The organism is Comamonas sp. HJ-2, assembly GCF_053615495.1.
On sequence record NZ_JBSIFD010000011.1, the window covers coordinates 90,526 to 110,623 of the forward strand.

Annotated in this window: 24 protein-coding genes and 1 tRNA gene; 14 read left to right on the top strand and 11 right to left on the bottom strand. The window is 60.0% G+C overall.

Annotation, left to right across the window (positions count from 1 at the left end; all coding sequences use genetic code 11):
• Positions 1 to 151 precede the first annotated feature (151 nt).
• Positions 152 to 883: an osmolarity response regulator transcription factor OmpR gene (gene ompR, locus ACWGXF_RS10545; RefSeq protein WP_003055820.1), complete on the bottom strand. Its 732-nt coding sequence runs from the start codon at positions 881 to 883 to the stop codon at positions 152 to 154.
• A gap of 313 nt (positions 884 to 1,196) precedes the next feature.
• Between ompR and ACWGXF_RS10550 the strand changes: the two genes are divergently transcribed.
• The gene (locus ACWGXF_RS10550) at positions 1,197 to 1,946 is read left to right on the top strand and encodes an SIMPL domain-containing protein (protein ID WP_034351922.1); all 750 of its coding nucleotides are present in this window, start codon (positions 1,197 to 1,199) and stop codon (positions 1,944 to 1,946) included.
• 144 nt (positions 1,947 to 2,090) lie between these two features.
• Here the strand turns inward: ACWGXF_RS10550 and ACWGXF_RS10555 are convergent, their stop codons facing one another.
• Both ACWGXF_RS10555 and ACWGXF_RS10560 read right to left on the bottom strand, forming a co-directional pair.
• Positions 2,091 to 2,873 carry a 3-hydroxybutyrate dehydrogenase gene (locus ACWGXF_RS10555; protein ID WP_256631232.1) on the bottom strand — a complete coding sequence of 261 codons (783 nt, stop codon included), beginning with the start codon at positions 2,871 to 2,873 and terminating at the stop codon, positions 2,091 to 2,093.
• A 24-nt stretch (positions 2,874 to 2,897) separates the two neighbouring features.
• Positions 2,898 to 3,182: a hypothetical protein gene (locus ACWGXF_RS10560; RefSeq protein ID WP_039048573.1), complete on the bottom strand. Its 285-nt coding sequence runs from the start codon at positions 3,180 to 3,182 to the stop codon at positions 2,898 to 2,900.
• A 119-nt stretch (positions 3,183 to 3,301) separates the two neighbouring features.
• Between ACWGXF_RS10560 and ACWGXF_RS10565 the strand changes: the two genes are divergently transcribed.
• The 13 genes from ACWGXF_RS10565 (at position 3,302) to ACWGXF_RS10625 (ending at position 13,468) form a co-directional block, all read left to right on the top strand.
• Positions 3,302 to 3,613, top strand: coding sequence for a single-stranded DNA-binding protein (locus tag ACWGXF_RS10565; protein ID WP_452101889.1), 312 nt, complete (start codon positions 3,302 to 3,304; stop codon positions 3,611 to 3,613).
• 11 nt (positions 3,614 to 3,624) lie between these two features.
• Positions 3,625 to 3,819: a hypothetical protein gene (locus tag ACWGXF_RS10570; protein ID WP_452101890.1), complete on the top strand. Its 195-nt coding sequence runs from the start codon at positions 3,625 to 3,627 to the stop codon at positions 3,817 to 3,819.
• 217 nt (positions 3,820 to 4,036) lie between these two features.
• The gene (locus ACWGXF_RS10575) at positions 4,037 to 4,297 is read left to right on the top strand and encodes a hypothetical protein (RefSeq protein ID WP_452101891.1); all 261 of its coding nucleotides are present in this window, start codon (positions 4,037 to 4,039) and stop codon (positions 4,295 to 4,297) included.
• Complete coding sequence (locus tag ACWGXF_RS10580) at positions 4,297 to 5,358, top strand: rolling circle replication-associated protein (RefSeq protein WP_452101892.1); 1,062 nt, start codon at positions 4,297 to 4,299, stop codon at positions 5,356 to 5,358. Before ACWGXF_RS10575 ends, ACWGXF_RS10580 begins: the two co-directional genes overlap by 1 nt.
• Before the next feature lie 330 nt (positions 5,359 to 5,688).
• Complete coding sequence (locus tag ACWGXF_RS10585; RefSeq protein ID WP_177340806.1) at positions 5,689 to 5,925, top strand: hypothetical protein; 237 nt, start codon at positions 5,689 to 5,691, stop codon at positions 5,923 to 5,925.
• A gap of 57 nt (positions 5,926 to 5,982) precedes the next feature.
• Complete coding sequence (locus ACWGXF_RS10590) at positions 5,983 to 7,452, top strand: hypothetical protein (protein WP_452101893.1); 1,470 nt, start codon at positions 5,983 to 5,985, stop codon at positions 7,450 to 7,452.
• Positions 7,452 to 7,784 carry a DUF5455 family protein gene (locus tag ACWGXF_RS10595; protein ID WP_148747873.1) on the top strand — a complete coding sequence of 111 codons (333 nt, stop codon included), beginning with the start codon at positions 7,452 to 7,454 and terminating at the stop codon, positions 7,782 to 7,784. Before ACWGXF_RS10590 ends, ACWGXF_RS10595 begins: the two co-directional genes overlap by 1 nt.
• Before the next feature lie 3 nt (positions 7,785 to 7,787).
• Complete coding sequence (locus ACWGXF_RS10600) at positions 7,788 to 8,660, top strand: zonular occludens toxin domain-containing protein (protein WP_452101894.1); 873 nt, start codon at positions 7,788 to 7,790, stop codon at positions 8,658 to 8,660.
• A gap of 97 nt (positions 8,661 to 8,757) precedes the next feature.
• Positions 8,758 to 9,066: a hypothetical protein gene (locus tag ACWGXF_RS10605; RefSeq protein WP_452101895.1), complete on the top strand. Its 309-nt coding sequence runs from the start codon at positions 8,758 to 8,760 to the stop codon at positions 9,064 to 9,066.
• A 311-nt stretch (positions 9,067 to 9,377) separates the two neighbouring features.
• Positions 9,378 to 9,992 carry a recombinase family protein gene (locus tag ACWGXF_RS10610; protein ID WP_452101896.1) on the top strand — a complete coding sequence of 205 codons (615 nt, stop codon included), beginning with the start codon at positions 9,378 to 9,380 and terminating at the stop codon, positions 9,990 to 9,992.
• A 49-nt stretch (positions 9,993 to 10,041) separates the two neighbouring features.
• The gene (locus tag ACWGXF_RS10615; protein WP_256630297.1) at positions 10,042 to 11,058 is read left to right on the top strand and encodes an alpha/beta fold hydrolase; all 1,017 of its coding nucleotides are present in this window, start codon (positions 10,042 to 10,044) and stop codon (positions 11,056 to 11,058) included.
• Positions 11,055 to 13,286: a RelA/SpoT family protein gene (locus ACWGXF_RS10620; protein WP_003070275.1), complete on the top strand. Its 2,232-nt coding sequence runs from the start codon at positions 11,055 to 11,057 to the stop codon at positions 13,284 to 13,286. The genes ACWGXF_RS10615 and ACWGXF_RS10620 overlap by 4 nt, the downstream gene beginning before the upstream one ends.
• 105 nt (positions 13,287 to 13,391) lie before the next feature.
• Positions 13,392 to 13,468 (top strand) — tRNA-Val (locus tag ACWGXF_RS10625).
• A 331-nt stretch (positions 13,469 to 13,799) separates the two neighbouring features.
• Here ACWGXF_RS10625 and ccmI read toward each other — a convergent pair.
• The 8 genes from ccmI to ccmB are packed head-to-tail and all read right to left on the bottom strand — an operon-like array spanning position 13,800 to position 20,070.
• Positions 13,800 to 15,071 (bottom strand): c-type cytochrome biogenesis protein CcmI, encoded by a 1,272-nt coding sequence (gene ccmI, locus ACWGXF_RS10630; RefSeq protein ID WP_256630298.1) that lies wholly within the window; start codon positions 15,069 to 15,071, stop codon positions 13,800 to 13,802.
• Positions 15,068 to 15,541: a cytochrome c-type biogenesis protein gene (locus ACWGXF_RS10635; RefSeq protein ID WP_087863610.1), complete on the bottom strand. Its 474-nt coding sequence runs from the start codon at positions 15,539 to 15,541 to the stop codon at positions 15,068 to 15,070. The genes ccmI and ACWGXF_RS10635 overlap by 4 nt, the downstream gene beginning before the upstream one ends.
• The gene (locus ACWGXF_RS10640) at positions 15,538 to 16,056 is read right to left on the bottom strand and encodes a DsbE family thiol:disulfide interchange protein (protein ID WP_087084100.1); all 519 of its coding nucleotides are present in this window, start codon (positions 16,054 to 16,056) and stop codon (positions 15,538 to 15,540) included. Before ACWGXF_RS10640 ends, ACWGXF_RS10635 begins: the two co-directional genes overlap by 4 nt.
• On the bottom strand, positions 16,056 to 18,062 hold the full coding sequence (locus ACWGXF_RS10645; protein WP_256630299.1) for a heme lyase CcmF/NrfE family subunit: 2,007 nt from the start codon (positions 18,060 to 18,062) through the stop codon (positions 16,056 to 16,058). Before ACWGXF_RS10645 ends, ACWGXF_RS10640 begins: the two co-directional genes overlap by 1 nt.
• Positions 18,059 to 18,571, bottom strand: coding sequence for a cytochrome c maturation protein CcmE (gene ccmE, locus ACWGXF_RS10650; protein ID WP_256630300.1), 513 nt, complete (start codon positions 18,569 to 18,571; stop codon positions 18,059 to 18,061). Before ccmE ends, ACWGXF_RS10645 begins: the two co-directional genes overlap by 4 nt.
• On the bottom strand, positions 18,568 to 18,711 hold the full coding sequence (gene ccmD, locus ACWGXF_RS10655; RefSeq protein ID WP_012838106.1) for a heme exporter protein CcmD: 144 nt from the start codon (positions 18,709 to 18,711) through the stop codon (positions 18,568 to 18,570). Before ccmD ends, ccmE begins: the two co-directional genes overlap by 4 nt.
• Positions 18,711 to 19,472, bottom strand: coding sequence for a heme ABC transporter permease CcmC (gene ccmC, locus ACWGXF_RS10660; protein WP_229228608.1), 762 nt, complete (start codon positions 19,470 to 19,472; stop codon positions 18,711 to 18,713). Before ccmC ends, ccmD begins: the two co-directional genes overlap by 1 nt.
• Before the next feature lies 1 nt (position 19,473).
• On the bottom strand, positions 19,474 to 20,070 hold the full coding sequence (gene ccmB, locus ACWGXF_RS10665) for a heme exporter protein CcmB (RefSeq protein ID WP_256631233.1): 597 nt from the start codon (positions 20,068 to 20,070) through the stop codon (positions 19,474 to 19,476).
• Positions 20,071 to 20,098 lie beyond the last annotated feature (28 nt).

Here is a 20,098-nt window from a genome sequence, read left to right on the forward strand (position 1 = left end):
CCCAATATGGGCGACACGGGTTACGGTTTGTCCAAAAAGTGTCTATCTACTGGTGGTTGTTGAAAGAGCTTGACTTATGGGTCCTATGGGCCGGTACCCAAGCGCAACAAGCCGCGCAGCGGGCGGCTTGTTGCGATGGAGGCGGGCAGAATCAGTTCATGCCATCGGGTACGAACACATAGCCCACGCCCCAGACGGTCTGGATATAGCGCGGTGCGGCAGCGTCTTCCTCGATCAGCTTGCGCAGGCGGGAAACCTGCACGTCCAGGCTGCGGTCGAACGGCTCGAATTCGCGGCCACGGGCCAGCAGGGCCAGCTTTTCGCGAGACAGAGGCTGGCGCGGGTGGCGCACCAGGGCCTTGAGCATGGCGAATTCGCCGGTGGTGAGTGGCAACTCCTCGCCATTCTTTTGCAGCACGCGAGTGCCCAGGTCGAAGGTGAAGGGGCCAAAGGTCACCACCTCGTTGTCGCCCGAAGGCGCGCCCGGTGCTTCCTGAGGCGGGCGGCGGCGCAGCACGGCATGAATGCGGGCCAGCAGTTCGCGGGGGTTGAAAGGCTTGCCCAGATAGTCGTCGGCGCCCACTTCCAGACCCACGATGCGGTCCACATCCTCGCCCTTGGCGGTCAGCATGATGATGGGCGTGCGGTCATTGGCGGAGCGCAGGCGGCGGCAGATGGACAGGCCATCCTCGCCGGGCATCATCAGATCCAGCACGATCAGGTCGACAGTCTCGCGCAGCAGGATGCGGTTGAGCGCCTTGCCGTCCTCGGCAATCATGATCTCGAAGCCTTCCTGCGTCAGATAGCGGCGCAGCAGGTCGCGGATGCGTGCATCGTCATCCACCACGAGGATCTTGTCAGTACGGTTGTTCGTCGTTGCCATGATCGTCCTTGTCGATTTATTTGTAACTGGCCCATTGTTATCGCTAGATCAAAAAAATCCAGCAAAACAAGCTCAAGTCTTGCTACTTGTTACGATTGTTGCGTTTATTAATGGAACAATAAATGTTTCATGAGGAACTTTTCAAGAGTATTTTGCACTATTGTTTCAGTGTTTGTTCTGTTGGTGTGTCGAATGTGGAGTATTCGTACATAAAGTCACACTCTGGGCTGACATGCTGCGCTGCAGCGACTTTGCGCAATGGTGAAATGCATGTGTATCTGCATGGCCTGATTTACTTACAAGGGTGAACCGCATGAATCAATTTTCCAAGTCTTCCTCTTCCTCTCGCGCCGCGGCTGCCGCACTTGCGCTGGCTGCGGCCTGCGCTGGCGGCAATGTATGGGCCCAGGGCGCCGCGCGTGACATGCATAGACCTGCCAATGTGGTGCAGCTGTCGGCTCAGGGAACCGTGGAGGTCAAGCAGGACTGGATGACGGCAACCCTGTCGGCCAGCAAGGATGGCCGCGATGCCGCGTCCGTTCAGTCCCAGCTGCAAAAGATCGTGGAGTCCGCCATGACCACTCTGCGTAATGATGCGCAAGGTCGGCAGATGGAGTTGAGCACCGGTAATTTCTCCATCTCGCCGCGTTATGGCAACAACGGCAAGATCGAAGGCTGGCAGGGCCAGGCAGAGATCGTGCTGCAGGGGCGCGACTTCGTGCGCATCACTCAGGCTGCGGCCAAGGTGCAGGACATGACGCTGGCCAGCATGAGCTTCGGCCTCTCGCGCGAAGCACGGGAAAAGGTGGAGGGCGAAGCCCAGGCCAAGGCGATCGAGAGCTTCCGCCAGCGTGCTGCAGCCATCTCCAAGAGCTTCGGTTTTGCGGGTTACAGCCTGCGCGAGGTCAATGTGAGCAGCAGCGGCGGCGGCGGGCATCCCATGCCTCGCCCACGCATGATGAGCATGGCCAAGGCCAGCTATGCGGATGCCGCGCCCGTGCCGGTGGAGGCGGATCGCACCGAGGTGACGGTCAGCGTCGGTGGCTCGATTCAGATGCAGTGATCGGATTTGCGCGACGCATATAAAAAAGGAGCAGCTTGCGCTGCTCCTTTTTGATTTTCATCATGATTTGATGCTGAATATGTTTTCTGGAAAGCGCTAGATGCTATCTAATTGATAGACGCATGCGCTGGAGCCGAGCGGCTTTTATTGTGCGGCCCAGCCGCCGTCCATATTCCATGCCACGCCGCGCACATTGTTGGCTGCGGCCGAGCAGAAGAAGACGGCCAACTCGCCCAGCTCTTCGGGCGTGGTGAACTGCATCGAAGGCTCTTTCTCTCCCAGCAGCTGCCTGGTGGCGTCTTCATTGCTGATGCCTTGGGCGGCAGCCTTGGCGTCCACCTGCTTTTGTACCAGCGGCGTCAGCACCCAGCCGGGACAGATGGCGTTGCAGGTCACGCCGGTGGTGGCGTTTTCCAGCGCCGTCACCTTGGTCAGGCCGACGATGCCGTGCTTGGCGGCGACATAAGCCGATTTTTCGGCCGAGCCGACCAGGCCGTGTACCGAGGCCACATTGATGATGCGGCCCCAGTTGGCCTGCTGCATGGCGGGCAGGGCCAGGCGCGTGGTGTGGAAGGCGCTGCTCAGGTTGATGGCGAGGATGGCATCCCACTTCTCCACGGGGAAGTTCTGCACCTTGGCCACATGCTGAATGCCGGCGTTGTTGACCAGGATGTCGACGCGGCCGAATTCGGCGGCGGCGTATTTCATCATGGCTTCAATGTCGGCGGCCTTGCTCATGTCCGCTCCGTGGTAGCCGACTTCGATACCGGCTGCTTTGCCGGCATCAAGCACCTGGGCGCGTGGTGCTTCGACATCGCCAAAGCCGTTGAGCACGATATTGGCACCCTGGCGTGCCAGAGCGATTGCGATACCTAGGCCGATTCCGCTGGTCGATCCCGTCACGAGAGCGGTTTTGCCTTTCAACATGGACATACAAGGTCTCCGAATGAATTACGAACGGTTGGGAAATGCGTCAAGCATAGCTTGAAGCATCGTTTGTGCTCCCCTTTGTATTTCGTCAGAGTCGTCCAGTTCGTCTTTCAAGCCTTCGATTACTGCCCATGTTGGGTCGATTCCTGCAATCTCTGCAATTCGTGCGCGCATGGGCGCCTTGCATGGCCGTTTTCCCTGCTTCATTTGGGTAAGGTTTCCCGCAGGGACTTCCAGTAGTTCACCGAGTTTTCTCAGGCTTCCAGCCTTCTCGGCTGCTAGGTCTATCAGGATTTTTGCGCTCATAGTGTTGCAAATTTGTAAACACGTTGATATGCTCCGAGCGTTATCAGAAATTGATAACGTTCACATTTTGGATAGTTTGCCCCATGTCGGGGTGTTCCTCCAAATTTCAGGAGCGATCAATGATTCAAGTCTCGGTGAAGTCGACCGACGTCCGCAACCAAAGCGGCAATGCAAAGGCCTCCGGAAAGCCCTACAGCCTGAACTTTCAGACTGTCTGGGTTCACACGGTTGACCGCAACGGCAACCCCAATCCGTACCCCGAAAAAACCGAGGTCATCCTCGAAAAGAACGAGCAGGGCGCAGCTCTGTTCTATCCCGTGGGCGAATACACATTCGCTCCAGCATCGATCTACGTGTCCCGAACTGGCGATCTGGCACTCAGCCCCAAGCTGGTGCCCCTGAAAGCCAAGCCTGCCCCCGTGCAGTCGTAAAGGGTCGCGTCATGGAAACCGCAGCACGCGAGGCCATGGCTCAAGGGGCGCTTTTGGCGCTCCTTTTTGCATGGAATGAACACCAGCCGCCCGGCGTCAAGGCAGACCGCGTGACGGTCACTCTGCACGTCGATACCGACCTTGTGTCGTACAGCGAGGCCACGTTCTGGGCCGGTGACCATGCCATCGGCGGGGAGTGCTTCTGATGGCTGCCGATTTCTTCGTGACGGACGGCCCTCGCGTTGTTCCCGCTGAGTACCAAGCTTGGCAAGCCGCGCGTGACAACTGGTGTGTGTGTGTCCGGCGTGCTTTGGACTGCGAAGGGTCGGAGTCTGAGCGTTTGGGCAGTGTGGCTATTGCTGCTAAGGCCGAGGCAGACCGTCTTGAGCAGATCGCTCGCGATGCGTTCCGGAGGGCTTTTTGATGGCTCTCATCGCTGTCCAAGCCACTCCCGGCTCCGGCATGACGCTGGATATTGGCCCTCTGGCTCCAGCGCCTGACCGGCTCAAGTACGCCCCCAGCAACGGGGCGCAATACCTCGACTATCTGCGCGCTCGCGCTCATGAGCTGGACTTCCCGCCAGCTCGTAAGAACCTCCCGCCCGACTATGACCAGCAGTGCTACCAAGCGCACTGCGCTTGGCGTCGTCATGCGGTGTACCTGATCGAAGTGGGGGTGCGCTGATGATTGATCGACTTGATCGCATTCGACGTGCTGCCGCACTTCCTCCGGACAAAGATCAATTTAAGTTTGATCAGTCGAAATTTGAGCCGTGGGCGCACGTCCAATACAAGGGTGTGTCTCCACGCATGGCGGCTGCTCGTGCGCGCTACGTGGCCCGTTCTGAGGCCAATGTGCGCGTCCAGCATGCACGCATGGCCGCGTTGCTGGGCGAGGCGCAGGCAGCGCGCGAAGCGCGCGGGCTTGTCTCACTATCAACAACTTGCAAGAGTGGAATTTCTGGCCTTTCGGTAGTTGATTTCGTGGCTGAAAACACCATCGAAATTGACCACCAAAAGGCCCGCATTACCCGCATGCAAAAAAGCGTCGGTATCTCGGCAAAAGCCCTGCATAACCTGGGCAAGAAAAACCAGCGCGTCTGGATGCTCACGCTGACTTATCGCGGCACAAACCGCGATTGGAGAGCAGAGCACATCAGCCGCTATCTCGATGGCCTGCGCAAGTGGCATTACAGCCGCACCGGCTGCAAAAAGGTTCGCTATGTCTGGGTCGCTGAGCTGCAAAAGCGAGGCGTCATCCATTACCACGTGTGCGTCTGGCTGGACAACGGCCTGACCCCTCCAAAGCCAGATAGCGCCTGGAAGAAGAAGGGCGCATTTCAAGCGCCCATGTGGACGCATGGCATGTCTAACCGGGTACGCGCAACGCATCCCGTTGCCTACCTCATGAAGTACGCCAGCAAAGGCACATCAGAAGGGAAGTTTCCGCATGGTGCTCGGATCAGTGGTGTTGGTGGGCTTGATGAAGTTGGCCGTGGTTGCCGTCGCTGGGTTCTGTGGCCTGCGTATGTGCAGGGCAATGCTTCGATCAAAGACAAGTTCAGACCTGCGCCGGGAGGCGGCTATCTCAATGCTGAGACAGGCGAACTCCTGCGGTCTGAATTCGTGCCAACGGGCGGCGGTTTTACGCGATTTGTGCGTGTGCGAACCACGCCCAGAAGCATTGAAAACACCGGCGGGCCCTTTAGCTGGCTATCGGACAAGCCTGGGGTAGCTCATGCGTGATCTGCTGTTGTGGTTCGCTCTCTGCGTGGCTGTCACGGGCTGCGCATCACTGGCGCCTGAACCTGAGTGGGTGCAGGCCGTAACTGGGAAGTTCTGGTAATGGATCAAAACCTCATAGAGCTTTTTGTCGCTGCTACGACCTTCTTTGCATTCGTGCTTGGCTACAGGCAGGGGAGGGTCGGCTAGTGCTGATTTCTGCATACCTAGGGCTGCTCGTCTTCGCCTATTTCGCTGGCTACAAGGTCGGCTACGTCGTCAAGTTCATCAACCAATTGGGCAATGGTGCCTAAGCGTTTGCCGGTCGCATTACCGGCGTTTTTGAGGTGTTCTATGAAAGAAAAACTGAAGACTCTGCGTGCACGCGCAATGGTTCTGGCTCTGTCTGCTGGCCCGGCTCTCGCCATGGCTGCGGATCCCACGGATCCGTCTGCGGCCATCACTCAGGCCAAGACTGATATCGCTCTGATCATCGCTGCCGGTGGTGGTGCTCTGGTGTCTTTGGCCCTGCTCGGCGTGGGCTGGGTGGTGGGTGCCCGTTTCGTGAAGAAGTTGGGTCGCGCAGGTTAATGGGTGCGGCGCTCTGCTACCCCTGCGTAGCGGGGGTGGCAGGGTGCCGCAAACTTTATGACTAATTTTGTCCGTCTGATTTCCCTATTGCTCTTCATTTTTGTCGGGGCATCTGCAAATGCGTTTCCGTTGCGGCCGGGCTTTCACTTTCCTGATCTTCCATATGGGCAATTTTCGACTAAAGAATCTGCCTGTAAAACAGCTTATGACAAGTGGTATGCAGAACGGCATGATTCCTTTGTTAACCATTATTGGCGTGTCGATGGAAGTTCGTGTGTAGGAGGTGGTAATTGGAAGTCGAGCGGGGATCCGTATTATTGGAAGTACGATATTGTTCCTTTTAATTCTTGTCCAAGTAACTCAACACAATCGGGATCTTCCTGCTCTTGTAATTCGGGATTCTTTGAGGAGGGTGGTCAATGCGTTCCTGAAATGTCTTCCGAAAAGGCTTGTGGAGCGGCTTTCTATAATTCCAATGCATTCGGAAATACCTCACTGCCTGTTGTATTGGACGGTCAGTTAAATTCTGGGTCGTATTGCCAACCTCAGGGAGACAGCATCAAGCCAGGTCTTGCCTGTGCAATGAATTTTGATCTTGAGGTAAGTTGGAAAACTGATGATGGCAATTGGCACTCAAGGGGTACGCTTCAGCCAAAGATGATCGGTCAAAATTTCCAGCCGTGTGTGCCGGGATTGGATGCATCGACCAACCCTCCTGATCCCGACAAGCCCCCAGAGCTTCCTAAAAAGCAGGATCCTACCTGTCCAAATGGCTATCAGGGCCAAGTCGGTACTGAAACCAAGTGCATCCCCAGCTACGGCTACAACGGTGTGAATTTCGCGCCCACGACAAAGTTCGATGAGGACGCTAAAACGCGCACGGAAACGACAACAAAAACAGAGTGCGCATTGGGAAAGTGCACTACTACGGACACTGTCAAAGTCACAGACAAAGCAACGGGCCAGAGCACCACCACAAGCAGTTCTACAACCGAAGTAGACAGGGCATGGTGCGCAAAAGCTGAAAACAAGGATAAATGCGCTGCAAATGGTAAGCCCGCATATTCAGGCCAAGATACCGGCGTTTCCTCGGGGGGCGGTGGTAATGGCAGTGGCGGTGATGGCGATGGTGAAGAAAAGGGCGGTCGCTGCGGTGCAAAAGGGCAACCCCCTTGCAAGATTGATGAAACCGGCACGCCTGACGGAGAGGGTAAATTTGATTCGGCATTAGATAAACAGGCGCAGGATCATCAGCAGCGCATGGATACCCTGTCCGGGATTAAAAACTCTGCCGATAAAGACACCTCGACGGGCACTAATGGCGGGTTTCAATGGTTAACGCATAAGACCTGTTCCCCGTGGAATCTGGGTGAAATGAAAATACTCACTGAGACATTTAGGCTAGAAATAAATATCTGCGCGATTGAGCCATATGTAGTGCCGGTAATGAATTTCTTGTGGATTCTCGCAACCATTTGGATGACGTTTGCTCGTGTTGCCAGCGTCATGGGGGCTAAGGTGGACTAATGCCATTAATTGGTGGGTTACTTTCAAATCTTCTGGTCGGACTGGTTAACTGGTTCGCTCAATACTTCGGGCGTAAGGTCGCTTTTGGCGCAGCGACGGTCACTGCAATGACGGGCCTCACAGTAGCGCTGTTCGTTTTTATGCGGGGCATCGTTGGCCCTCTGATTTCTCAGCTCGATGGCACCATGACAGGCATGTTCATGGAGGCCATGCAGATCGTGATTCCTCCTGTGGCTCCAGGCTGCTTGAGCACCTATTTTGTGGTGTGGAGTGCTGCGACTGCCTACACATGGCAACGCGATCTGATCCATCTCTTTGCTAAGGCGGGGTAAGCCATGCCTGTCTATGTGGTGCAAGGCAAGTTGGGTACAGGCAAGGGTCTGTACTGCATGCTCAAGATGGACGAGGCGCTGCGCGACGGGCGCCGAGTCGCGACAAACTTCGATCTTTTCCTTGAGCATCTGCTGCCGGCCCAGAGCAAGGTTTCGGCCATCCGGGTGCCGGACAAGCCAACCGCACAGGATTTGGACGATATCGGCTCAGGCAATCCCGATGATCGTTTCAATGAGGAGCGCAACGGCGTTCTTGTGCTGGACGAGCTCGGTAGCTGGCTCAACTCGCGCGGCTTCAATTCGCCTGAGCGCGCGGCGCTGTTGGACTGGCTCATTCATGCCCGCAAGAAGGGCTGGGATGTCTATTTGGTCGTGCAGAACATCGACATGATCGACAAGCAGGTGCGCGTCGGGCTGGCCGAATATCAGGTGCGCATGATTCGCGCCGACAAGATCAAGATTCCGGTTGTCGGCACGTTCTTGGGCAAGCGTGGCCGTCTGCCAAAGTTCCATATCGGCAACATCAGTCTGACTGATGTGCCAGGCGTAAACATCGATCGCGAATGGTTCAAAGCCGACTATCTGTATCAGGGCTATGACACTTTGCAGATTTTTCGTGACTGGGTGCGCAATCCGGCAGACGAGCGCTTTAAGACTGAGGTCTACGGCGGCCCGTACAGTTTCCTGAGTGCGTGGCACCTCAAGGGGCGTTTTGAAGCGCCACAGGCCCGGAAAACGCTGTTCCAGCGCCTGTTTGGTAAGCAGCAGGAAAAGCCCGTACCTAAGCCGCGCCTGCCTGCTGTCGCGTTGTGTTCAAAACTGCCGCCAGATGAAGCCTGGGCACTTGCGCGGCGCTATGTGCAAGGGGGTGCGTGATGTGGTGGTCAATCCTTTCGTGGTTGATAGGCGTATGCGTCTGCCTCTTGGTGGCTGGCAAGCTTTGGGACGAGGGCGGTGGTGAGATGGATAAGCCATGGGAAAAGCACTGAAGTTCTCCCTGGCTATGTCCGTCGCGAGTGTGGCTATGCTCGCCAATGCAGCCGGGCCGAGTAGGGTGGCAGGCTGTACAAAGACTGCCAAGGCCTGTACCTGCTACAGCCATTCCGGCCGGCCAGTTGAGGCTGAAAAAGACTTCTGCGAAGCCAAGTTTGCGCCCCTCACGGTCATGACGTTTGAAGGTGGCGACATTTCGGCATTGGTCACGCCGGTTCGGATCAAACCTCGCGCACCCGAAAACGAGCCATTCAAAAAGCTGCCGATACAGTGGCTGATTGAGCACTGATGGGGGTATCGGGGGCCGCGCCCCTGATGTCAACCGTCGATCAGGCATTGCCAGTTACACCGACCTGGCTGCATGCGGAACCTCCCGCAGTTACATGCACCTGGTTCGCGTGGCGCGCTTCTGGCAAAGATCGGGCCTTCGCTCCGTGTCCTGAGAACAACCGCCGTAGGCGCTCAAGCCCCAGCAAGTGATTGTGCTCACTTTTTGGTAGCGTGTTTGCGCTATAAAAAGAGGAGCGGTAAAGCTAATTAGGGCTTCAAAAATGGCCTGCCTCAATAGCATTCCAACTATCAAAACAACGGAGGGAAAAAGTGCTGATTGGATATGCTCGCGTCTCGACAAGGGAGCAGGAGACTTACCTGCAAATTGATGCGTTGAACAAGGCAGGTGTTTCAAAGATCTATCAAGAGAAGGCAAGTGCTGTAAGTGCGAGGCCTCAATTGCAGCGCTGTCTGTTGTCTTTGAAGGCCGGCGACATCCTTGTGGTTTACAAAATGGACCGTGTTGCCCGGTCGCTCAAGGATCTGCTTGGGATTCTGGAGAGCGTCCAGTCTGCAGGCGCGCATATCCGGTCTTTGACTGAGCCGCTTGATACCTCTGTGCCGGTAGGCATCTTTATGGTGCAGGTGCTGGGTGCCGTTGCTCAGTTAGAGCGCTCCATCATTAGAGAGCGGGCTTTGGCTGGGCAAATAGCCGCCTATAACAGAGGGGTAAGGTGGGGCGGGAGTAGGGGGAAGCTCAGTGATATTGAGCAAAACGAGTTGAGGCAATTAAAGCAGTCCGGGGCCACCTTAAAGCAGCTTATGGCGAGGTACGATATCTCCATGTCTACGGTCTGCCGATATCTGAATCCACAGACCTCTCGCAACGTCCGTCCAAAGTTGCCTGTACTTGGAGCTTATGTTGATGACTCTCTCAACGATTGACGATGCGACGACAGCCATTATCGGCCCCGGTCTTGAAAACGCGTTCTCCATGAATCAACCTACGCTGAATTACGTATCGTGTCCCGGAGCCTCTGCAACGGCTCCCACCTGGGCCAGTGCTCAGCGCCGCCAACAGGTCGAGGCGCAGCCCGAGGGAACGCACCGCATGGCGTACTGGGAATGGAACCATACCGGCAATCCAAGGCATCCTCATGTCATAGTCTGCGTGCACGGCCTCTCGCGCCAGGGGCGAGACTTTGATGTGCTGGCAACCGAGCTCAGCCGCTTTGCCCGCGTGATCTGCCCCGATGTGGTTGGGCGCGGCGAAAGCGACTGGCTGGCCGATCCCATGGGTTATCAGCTGCCGCTGTATGCGGCCGATATGTTGGTGCTGCTTGCCCAGTTGCATGCTCAGGCGCCGATTGAAACCCTGGACTGGGTCGGCACCAGCATGGGCGGCCTGATCGGCATGGGCATCGTGGGCCAGCCCGGTCTGCCGCTGCCGGTCCCGGTGCGACGGCTGGTGCTCAACGACGTCGGCCCGACCATTGAATGGGAGTCGCTGGAACGAATCGGCTCCTATGTCGGAAAAGGCTTGCAGTTTCCCAACTTTGAGAGCGCTGCTGCTGCCATGCGCTTGATTTCCGAGGGATTCGGCCCACATAGCGATGAGCAATGGAGCCGGCTCTCGCAAGCCATGATCAAGCCAGATGCCCAAGGGGGTGTGGTGCTGCATTACGACCCCCGCATTGCAGTGCCCATGGCCCAGATGACGCGCGAGACTGCTCAGGTCGGTGAGGCCTTGCTCTGGCAGCTTTACGACCAGATCAAGGCACAGGTATTGCTTATCCGAGGGGCCGAGTCCGATCTGCTTTCCAGCCGTACCGCCAAGGCCATGACCGAGCGTGGCCCCAGGGCGCATTGCACGGAACTGCAGGGCGTGGGACATGCCCCGACGTTGGTAGTGCCGGGGCAAGTGGCGTTGATACAAAAGTTTTTACAAGGGGATAAGGGTTTGCCTGCGAACATCAGTCTTGCGCAGCAGGCCCAAGAGGAAGCTGCATGAAGACCAGCGATACCGTAACCACAGTCTCTGACGCCGCACCCAAGCTCACGGAGCCTACGCCGCATCTGATTACCGCCACATCCGAGGTTTTGCCCGATCAAGTCAATGCGCTGGCGCGCGCCCGTGCCTTTGCAGAACCTCTGATTGCCGGCGAAGTCATGGAGACCGGTGAAAACACCCTGACCCACGCCGACGCCGTTGCCGCCATCCTCAAGAAAATCGGTGGCTCGGAAACCATGCAGGCGGCCATTTATCTGGTGCACGCCAGCGTGCACCTGAACAAGCCGCAGGAAGTGATTGCCAAGGCGTTTGGCGATAATTTTGCGACCCTGGCGGTCGAAACCATCAAACTCATCCGGGTGCAGCAGCAGGCGCGAGACGCCGAGCTGAGCAGCCAGCATGTCGATGGCGTGGCCACCCAGACCGAGAACGTGCGCAAGATGCTGCTGGGCTTTTCGCGCGATCTGCGCGTGGTGCTGCTGCGCCTGGCGTCGCGCCTGCAGACGCTGCGCTACTACGCGGCCGAGAAGAGCCCGGTTTCACCCAGCATCGCGCGCGAGGCGCTCTATGTCTTTGCGCCACTGGCCAACCGTCTGGGAATCTGGCAGATCAAATGGGAGCTCGAAGATCTGGCTTTCCGTTTTCTGGAGCCCGATACCTACCGCCAGATTGCGCGTCTGCTCGACGAAAAGCGGGTCGAGCGCGAAGCCTATATGGAGCAGATGCGTGCGAGGCTCGAGGCCGATTTGCGCGCCCACAGCATCAGCGCCTCGGTTCAGGGTCGTCCCAAGCATATCTACAGCATCGTCAAGAAGATGCGCGGCAAGTCGCTGAGCTTTGACCAGCTGTTCGATATCCGTGCCATGCGCGTCATCGTGCCTACGGTCAAGGACTGCTATGCAGCCCTGTCCTGGGTGCATGAGCAGTTCACGCCGCTGGAAAAGGAGTTCGACGACTACATCGCCAAACCCAAGCCCAACGGTTATCAGTCGCTGCACACGGTGGTGCGCGATGAAACCGGCCGCACCATAGAGATCCAGATCCGCACCCAGGCCATGCACGACCATGCCGAGCATGGCGTGGCCGCGCACTGGGCTTACAAGGAAGCTGGTACCAAGGGCTATGCGGGCGTGTCTGCGTCCAGCGAATATGACGCCAAGATCGCCGTGCTGCGCCAGTTGCTGGCCTGGGGCAGCGACCTGACGGGCTCGGCCCAGCGTGGTCTGTTTGAAGACCGCATCTATGTGCTGACTCCCGATGCGGCTGTGATCGAGCTGCCGCAAGGGGCCACGCCGGTGGACTTCGCCTACTCGGTGCACACCAGCCTGGGCCATCGTTGCCGCGGCGCGCGTGTGGACGGAGCCATGGTGCCGCTGAACACCGCTCTGGAAAGCGGCCAGACGGTAGAAATCAACACGGCCAAGGAAGACCGCCCCTCCCGCGACTGGCTCAATGCCGAGCTGGGTTATCTGGTCAGCAACCGTGCCAAGGCCAAGGTGCGCGCCTGGTTCAATGCCCAGGCCACGCACGAAACCGTCTCGCGCGGGCGCGAGGCCGTTGAAAAGCTGCTGCAGCGCGAGGGCAAGACGGCGATCAAGCTTGAAGAGCTGGCTGCACAGCTGGGCTTCAAGTCTGCCGATGCACTGTTTGAAGTCGTGGGCAAGGACGAGTATTCACTGCGCAATATCGAGGTTGTGCTGCGTCCCAGTGAAGAAACGCCAGAGGAAGATGCATTCACGCCGGTGCGCAAGGCGCGCGGCCATGACTCTTCGCGCGGCGGGGTGCTGGTGGTGGGCGTCGATTCGCTCATGACCCAGCTCGCCAAATGCTGCAAGCCGGCTCCTCCGGACGAGATCGGCGGCTTTGTGACTCGTGGCAAGGGTGTGAGCGTGCACCGCTGCGATTGCTCCAATTTCCGCGAGATGATGGCCAAGAGCCCCGAGCGTGTCATCGAGGTCGACTGGGGCACTCCCAAACATGTGGACAAGGGTGGACCGGTTTACCCTGTGGACGTTGCGGTGGAGGCTGCCGACCGTCAAGGCTTGCTGCGCGATATCTCGGATGTGTTTGCACGCGAGAAGACCAATGTCATCGGGGTGCAGACACAGTCCGTCAAGGGGACGGCGTGGATGACGTTCACGGTGGAAGTGGCGGATTCGGGTCGCCTCAACAAGGTACTTGGCATCGTCGCCAGTGTGTCCGGCGTTCGCTCGGCCAGAAGGCGCTGATGTAAGTCCCGATTGCGCCTGACTGTGCTCGATGACAAGAAAATGTTAGCTCTCAAAAAATGAGTGAAAAACCCGTGCTACAATTGCTTCATCGAACAGAACAACAGGCGCGTAGCTCAGCTGGTTAGAGCACCACCTTGACATGGTGGGGGTCGTTGGTTCGAGTCCAATCGCGCCTACCAAACGTGCAGACGAAACCAGAGTTTGCAACAGAAAATGCCCGCTGAAAAGCGGGCATTTTTGTTTTGTCGGCACGAAGCCGTTAGTGGAGAACGGCATTCAAACAGACGTTTTGTCGCAACTGTCGGTTGATTTCTGCCTGTGTCCAGATCGCGCATCCCGACCACCGTCCAGAGCGGATTAGTGGTTCAGGATTGAGCAGCCCCTCGCAACATGGCTGCTCTTGACTCTGTCTTCCGATTCGTTGTCATCGCACATGACGGCGCAATGCCTTCCCGGAGGTGCCAATAACGCACGTTGTCTGCCTGGCTGCTTGCAGTCCAGGCACACTTGCTAGAAAGCCGGATTCAATTCCAGCAGCAAGTTCGAGGAGCCGGGGGGCACCGAGAACGACTGGCTGTAGATATCTCCTGCTCGTGGCATGGCTTGGCCGTCCAGCGACAGCCGCGCCTGCAAACGTAGCTCCGGGAATGACGACAGCGAAACTGCAGAATCGAGCAGGTTCTCCGGCCCCAGCGTGAAATGTGCCGGCAGGGAGGTCGCAGGCAGGCGCAGCACTGCCACAGGCCGGGGGTGACCGTCGGCGCGAGCCACGACAAAGACCTGAGCCTTGGCCAACCGGGCTGGTTCAGATGGATTGGCCTTGGAGGTTGCCCATCGCAATTCTCCGCTCAGGCGGCTCTTGGAGGCAGCCGCAGTCTTGGCAGTGATGCTCGAGCTGTCTTCAGACGCCAAAGCCTCCAGCTTGAGCAGGTCGTCCTGCACTCGCAGCGCCATGTCCGATCCGGGCTCCAGCTGCGCCAGCAGGGCCCGCCAATGCTTGCCCGCCTCATCCAGCTTGCCATGGCGCACGGCGGCACTGCCGGCAAGGGCCAGCGCCTTGGGCTGGCTCGGCTGCAACTGCAGTGCCTGGGCAATGGCCTTGCCGGCCTCGCCATCCAGGCCACCGCCCTGGGCCGACGCCAGCGCGTCGGCCAGATCGGCCCACAGCCTGGCCTGGACCTCTGCATCCATCTGGCTGCGCTGTGCCTCCTGCAAGGCCCGGCGGTATGCCTGGGTCGCAGCGTCAAATCGCTCCAGAGTTTCATAGGAGCGGGCCAGCATCACCCAGTCGGGCAGGTTCTGCGGTTGTTCCTCAAGACGCCGGGCCAGCCCATCCACCATGGCCTGCACCTGCGTATCGCCAGCGCCGTCCCCGTGCGCGTCGGGCTGTTCCTGTGCCAGCTGCGCCGCAGCCTTTGGGTCACCCACCTGCAGGTACAAAGCGAACGCGGCGACAGGGAGCAGCACCGCCAACAACAGCGCGCTGCCACGGCGCAGCCATGGACTTTGGCGCCAGGCGACTGATGCTCGGGGTCTGTCCAGCTCTCTGAGTAGACGCCGCTGCAGCTCCTCGACCGCTTGAGCATGGTCGGTCTCGCTCAGGCGCCCCCCTGAGCGCTCCAGCTTCAGCTCGGCCAACTGGGTCAGGTAGAGGCGGCGCAGCGCTTCATCAGGATCGCTGGCGGGCGATGGGGCCTCGGCCAGCAGAGGCGGCAGCAGTACCGCCAGGCTCAGAAGCATCAGGGCGATGGCACCCAGCCACAACCAGTGCATGGCGCTCATTGGCGTTCCTCCTTCGAGGTCGTGTCCAGCCATTGACGTGCACGCTCCCGTTGCTGCTGAGTGAGTGGCTCGTCCGGCATGCTCCTTTGGCGCAGTGTGCGCCGCAGCAGGACAAAGCCGCCCAGCGCGGCAAGGAACGGGCTGCTCCACAGCAGCCAGGTCGATGGCTTCCAGGGCGGGTTGTAGCGCACAAAGGAGCCATAGCGCTGTTCGAAGAAGTTGATCACCTGCTCATTGCTATGGCCCTGCTCGAGTTGGTTGCGGATCTCGCGGCGCATGTCCTCGGCCATGGGGGCACGCGACTCGGCCACAGTCTGGTTCTGGCAGACGACACAGCGAAGCTGAGCAGCCAGCGCCATTTCACGATCCAGCAGTTCCTGGTCCCGAGCGGTCTGCCCGGCCTGGGCCAGCATTGCCATGCAGGTCAGCAAGGCCGCTGTGCAGGCCGCGCCGATACTTCGCGGCTTCATTGCAGACTCCTGATGACCGGCAGCAGCCGGTCGCGCCATATCTCTGCGGTTACCGGGCCCACATGGCGATAGCGCACGCGGCCCTGGCCGTCAATGACAAAGGTTTCCGGCACTCCCTGGATGCCGAAGTCCATGCCCACGCGGCCATCGCCGTCGATGGCTGAAGCTCGGTAGGGGTTGCCCGCCACCCGCAGCAGCGCACGAGCCTTGTCCGGCTGATCCTTGTAGTTCAGGCCGTAGACGGCGACCGCGTCGCGCTTCGAGAGTTCGGCCAATACGGGCAGCTCCTGCCGGCAGGGGGCGCACCATGAGGCCCAGACATTGAGCAACCAGGCCCGGCCTCGCAGGTCCTGCAGATGCAGGACTTGCTGCGGGTCTTCGAGCAGAGGGCGGTCTATGGCCGGTGCTGGCTGTTCCAGCAGCGCCGAAGGCAGGGCCCGTGGGTCACGCTGCAGGCCAAGCCCGAGCATGATGGCCAAGCCTAAAAATATTGCCAGGGGCAGGACAAAGCGCATCAGACAGCTCCTTGCAGGGCCGGAGCGCCGGACTGGCGATGCGCTCGCTGCTTGGCTGTACGAAAGCGCCGGTCCATAAGGCTCAGGCCCGCGCCCAGCGCCATCATCAGTGTGCCTATCCAGACCCAGTCCATGAAAGGCTTGACCTGTAGGCGCACGGTCCAGCGCAGGCCTTGATCGTCCAGTGGATCGCCCAGGGCCACGAAAACGTCGCGTGTCCAGCCGCTGTCAATGGCGGCCTGGCTCAAAGCCATGCCCTGGGCGCGGTAAACCCGCTTCTCGGGAAACATGCTCCAGCTGTCCAGCCCCGCTCGACTGACGGTGAATTGGGCACGTTGCGCGTCATAGTTGGGGCCGGCGGCCGGACCAAGGCTGTCGAAGCGGAAGCGGTAGCCACCCGCCTCGGCAGTCTCACCCTGCGCCAGCGTGGTTTCGTGCCGGCTCTCCAGCCCGTCGGCCAGGCTTACCGCCAGCACGAACACGCCCGCACCGGCATGGGCCATCAGCATGCCCCACCAGCCCCAGGGCTGGCGCGACAGGCGCTGACCCAGATGGCCGATTTCCAGGCCTTGCCCCAGGCGCTGCCAGATATGGGCCAGTGTGCTGAGCAGGCACCACAGGCCCAGGGCCAGGCCTAGCAAGGTGGCCGGGGACAGGCGCACACCCATCCAGCCGCCTGCCAGTGCCAGCACTGCCGAGCAGGCAAGGCTCAGCACGAGGGCCACGCGAAGGCGCCGCCACAGCTCGCCAACCAGGCTGCTCTTCCAGCGCGCCACCGTGCCCACGCCCATCAGGGTCAGGGCCGGCAGCACCAAAGGCAAAAAGACGGCATGGAAGTACGGCGGCCCCACGGAGATCTTCTCGCCGCTCAGCACATCGAGCGCCAGCGGGTACAGCGTGCCTATGAGCACCGCCAGCGCTGCAGCGGTGAAGAGCACGTTGTTGATCAGCAAAAAGGTTTCGCGCGAGAGCATGGCAAATTCCCCGGAGCCGCGGCCCAGCTCCGGTGCGCGCCAGGCGAACAGCCACAGCGATGCTCCCACCACAGCCACGATGAAGCACAGGATGAAGAGCCCCCGCCCTGGGTCCACGGCAAACGCATGAACCGAGGTAAGCACGCCTGAGCGCACGAGAAAGGTACCCAGCAGGCTCAGCGAAAATGCGCAGATGGCGAGTAGGGCCGACCAGCTGCGGAAGGCACCGCGCTGGTCGGTCACGATCAGCGAATGCAGCAGGGCCGTACCCACCAGCCAGGGCATGAAAGAGGCGTTTTCCACCGGGTCCCAGAACCACCAGCCGCCCCAGCCCAGTACGTAATAGGCCCAGGCACTGCCCAGCAGAATGCCCAGTGTGAGAAAGCCCCAGGCAGCCAGCGTCCAGGAACGCGACCAGCGCGCCCAGGCCGCACCCAGCTCGCCCGAGATCAATGCCGCAAGCGCGAACGCAAAAGGCACGGCAAAGCCCACATAGCCCATGTACAGCAGCGGCGGATGCAGCACCATGCCGGGATCCTGCAGCAAGGGGTTGAGGTCCTTGCCTTGCGCAGCCGCCGGGATCAGGCGCGCAAACGGGTTAGAGAGAAACAGAAGGAACAGCAGCAGACCCACACTGATCCAGCCCAGCACCGCGAGCACGCGCGCCACGAAGGCCGGCGGCAGGTCTCGGCTGCGCCAGGCCACCGCCAGGGTCCAGCCCGAGAGCATGAGCTGCCACAGCAGCATGGAGCCTTCATGACCGCCCCAGAACGCTGCCAGCTTGTAGGCCATGGGCAGGTCGCTATGCGAATTGGCCGCCACATACAGCACCGAGAAGTCTCCGCGCCAGAAGCACCAGAACAGGCTGGCCGAAGACAGCACGCACAAGGCGCATAGCAAAAAGGCTGCGGGCCGGGCCAGCCTTACCCAGCCCGTCAGTCCCCAGTGGGCACCGGCCAGCGGCAGCACCGCCAGCAGCACTGCCGTAACCAGGGCCAGTACCAGGGCGAACACGCCAAGTTCAGCGATCATGTGCGGCCTCCGCTGGAGACGGCACCGGCGCTGTCCTGGCCGGCTTCCCTGACGGTGGCGTCGTCGGCAGACTTCTCTGGCGGCTTGTCGGCGGCGTTTTTCAATGCATGGGCCGCTTCGGGCGGCATGTAGTTCTCGTCATGCTTGGCCAGCACCTCGGAGGCCTGGAAGGCACCGTCCGCCTGCATACGGCCCGATACCACCACACCTTTGCCCTCGCGGAACAGGTCGGGCAGCAATCCTCGATACTGCACAGGCACACTGCGCACTTCATCAGTCACGGCAAAGCGCAGCAGCATTCCGTCGCCGCTGCGCTGCAGTGAGCCAGGCTCCACCAGGCCTCCCAGGCGAAAGGCCGCACCATGCGGAACCTCACCCGCATGAACCTGGCTGGGGCTGTAGAAGAACATCACATTGGAGTTGAGCGCTCGCAGCACCAGCGTGACGGCTGCGGCCACCAGCGCAAGTCCTGCCAACACCCACAGCAGGCGACGCTGGCGCGGCTTCATGGGTTCTCCCTGGCTTCGAGCCCGGACGCGGCTTCAGCCTTCAGGCGACGGCTGCGCACAAAGATGCTGACCAGCTCGATACCCAGCGCCATCGCGCTCACACCGTAGGCCAGAGCAATGAAAAAAGCATGATCCTGCATTACAGACTCTCCTCGCGGGCTCGCTCCAGAATCAGGCAGCGTGCCCGTACCAGGGCGACGGCCAGCGTATAGGCCCAGCAGGCCAGCGCCATCAGCAACATGCCGGCCAGCATGGTGTGTGTCATGCTGGGAGCCGTATCCATGCGGATGCTCGCACCCTGATGCAGGGTGCTCCACCACTGAACCGAGAAATAGATGATGGGAACATTGACCACGCCAGCAAGCAGCACGATGGCGCCAGCGCCATCGGCCCGACGCGAATCCTCTATGGCCGAGACCATGGCCATATAGCCCAGATACAGGAACAGCAGGATCAGCTCCGACGTCAGGCGGGCATCCCATACCCACCAGGCTCCCCAGGTCGGCTTGCCCCAGGCAGCCCCGGTCCATAAGGCGATGGCTGTGAACAAGGCTCCCGTGGGGGCCAGGGCCCTTGCCAGTAGGGGGGAGAGACGGGTGCCGTAAATCAAGCCCAGGGCAGCATGGAGCGCTGCCACGAGATAGATGAACATGGACATCCAGGCAGCCGGCACATGCAAAAAGATGATGCGGTAGACCTCGCCCTGTTGGTGATCCGTAGGTGCCAGTCCAAATCCGACCCATAGACCCGCAGCAGCCAGCACGGTAGCCAGCACGGCCATCCAGGGCCAGACTCGACCCGCCCAGTGGTAAAAAATCGGGGGCGAGGTCAGTTGGCGCCATTTGCGGCCGCTGGATCCTGCTGCAGGCGTCGGTGATGCATTGGAAGTAAGGGAATTCATATCACTCCAGCGCGAGGCGCAAGGCCGCAGCTATAGCCCAGGGGCCGGCCAGTAACGCCAGACACAGGCAGGCCCCCAGCAGATTGAGAGCAGGCGCTGCACTCAGCCCTTGCTGCGCCTGGGCCACGGCATGGCTGCCAAAGATCAGGATGGGCACGCTCAGCGGCAGCACCACCATAGCCAGCAGCAACTGCCCCCGCACACCCAGTGTCAGTGCTGCACCCAGAGCTGCCAGCAGGCACAGGCTGGGCGTTCCCAGGGCCAGCGATGCCAGCAGAATGCCGACCACCGTCCCATCCAGGCCGTACTGCCAGCCCAGCAAGGGAGCCACCAGCAACAATGGCGACACGCCCAGCAACCAGTGCGTGGCCACCTTGAGGCCCACCAGCAGCGAAAGGGGCGCAGGCGCCAGCAACCATTGCTCCAGCGACCCGTCCGCCATGTCGCTCTCGAACAGCCGGTGCTGCCCCAGCAGCACGGCCAGCAAGGCCGCGACCCACACAATGCCCGGCGCAATCTGCCTCAGCAGGGGCGCGTCCGGCCCCAAAGCCAAGGGGAAAAGACTGCCCACCAGCACGAAAAAGAACAGCCCGCCCAAGGCATCGGAAGGCCTTCGAGCGGCCAAT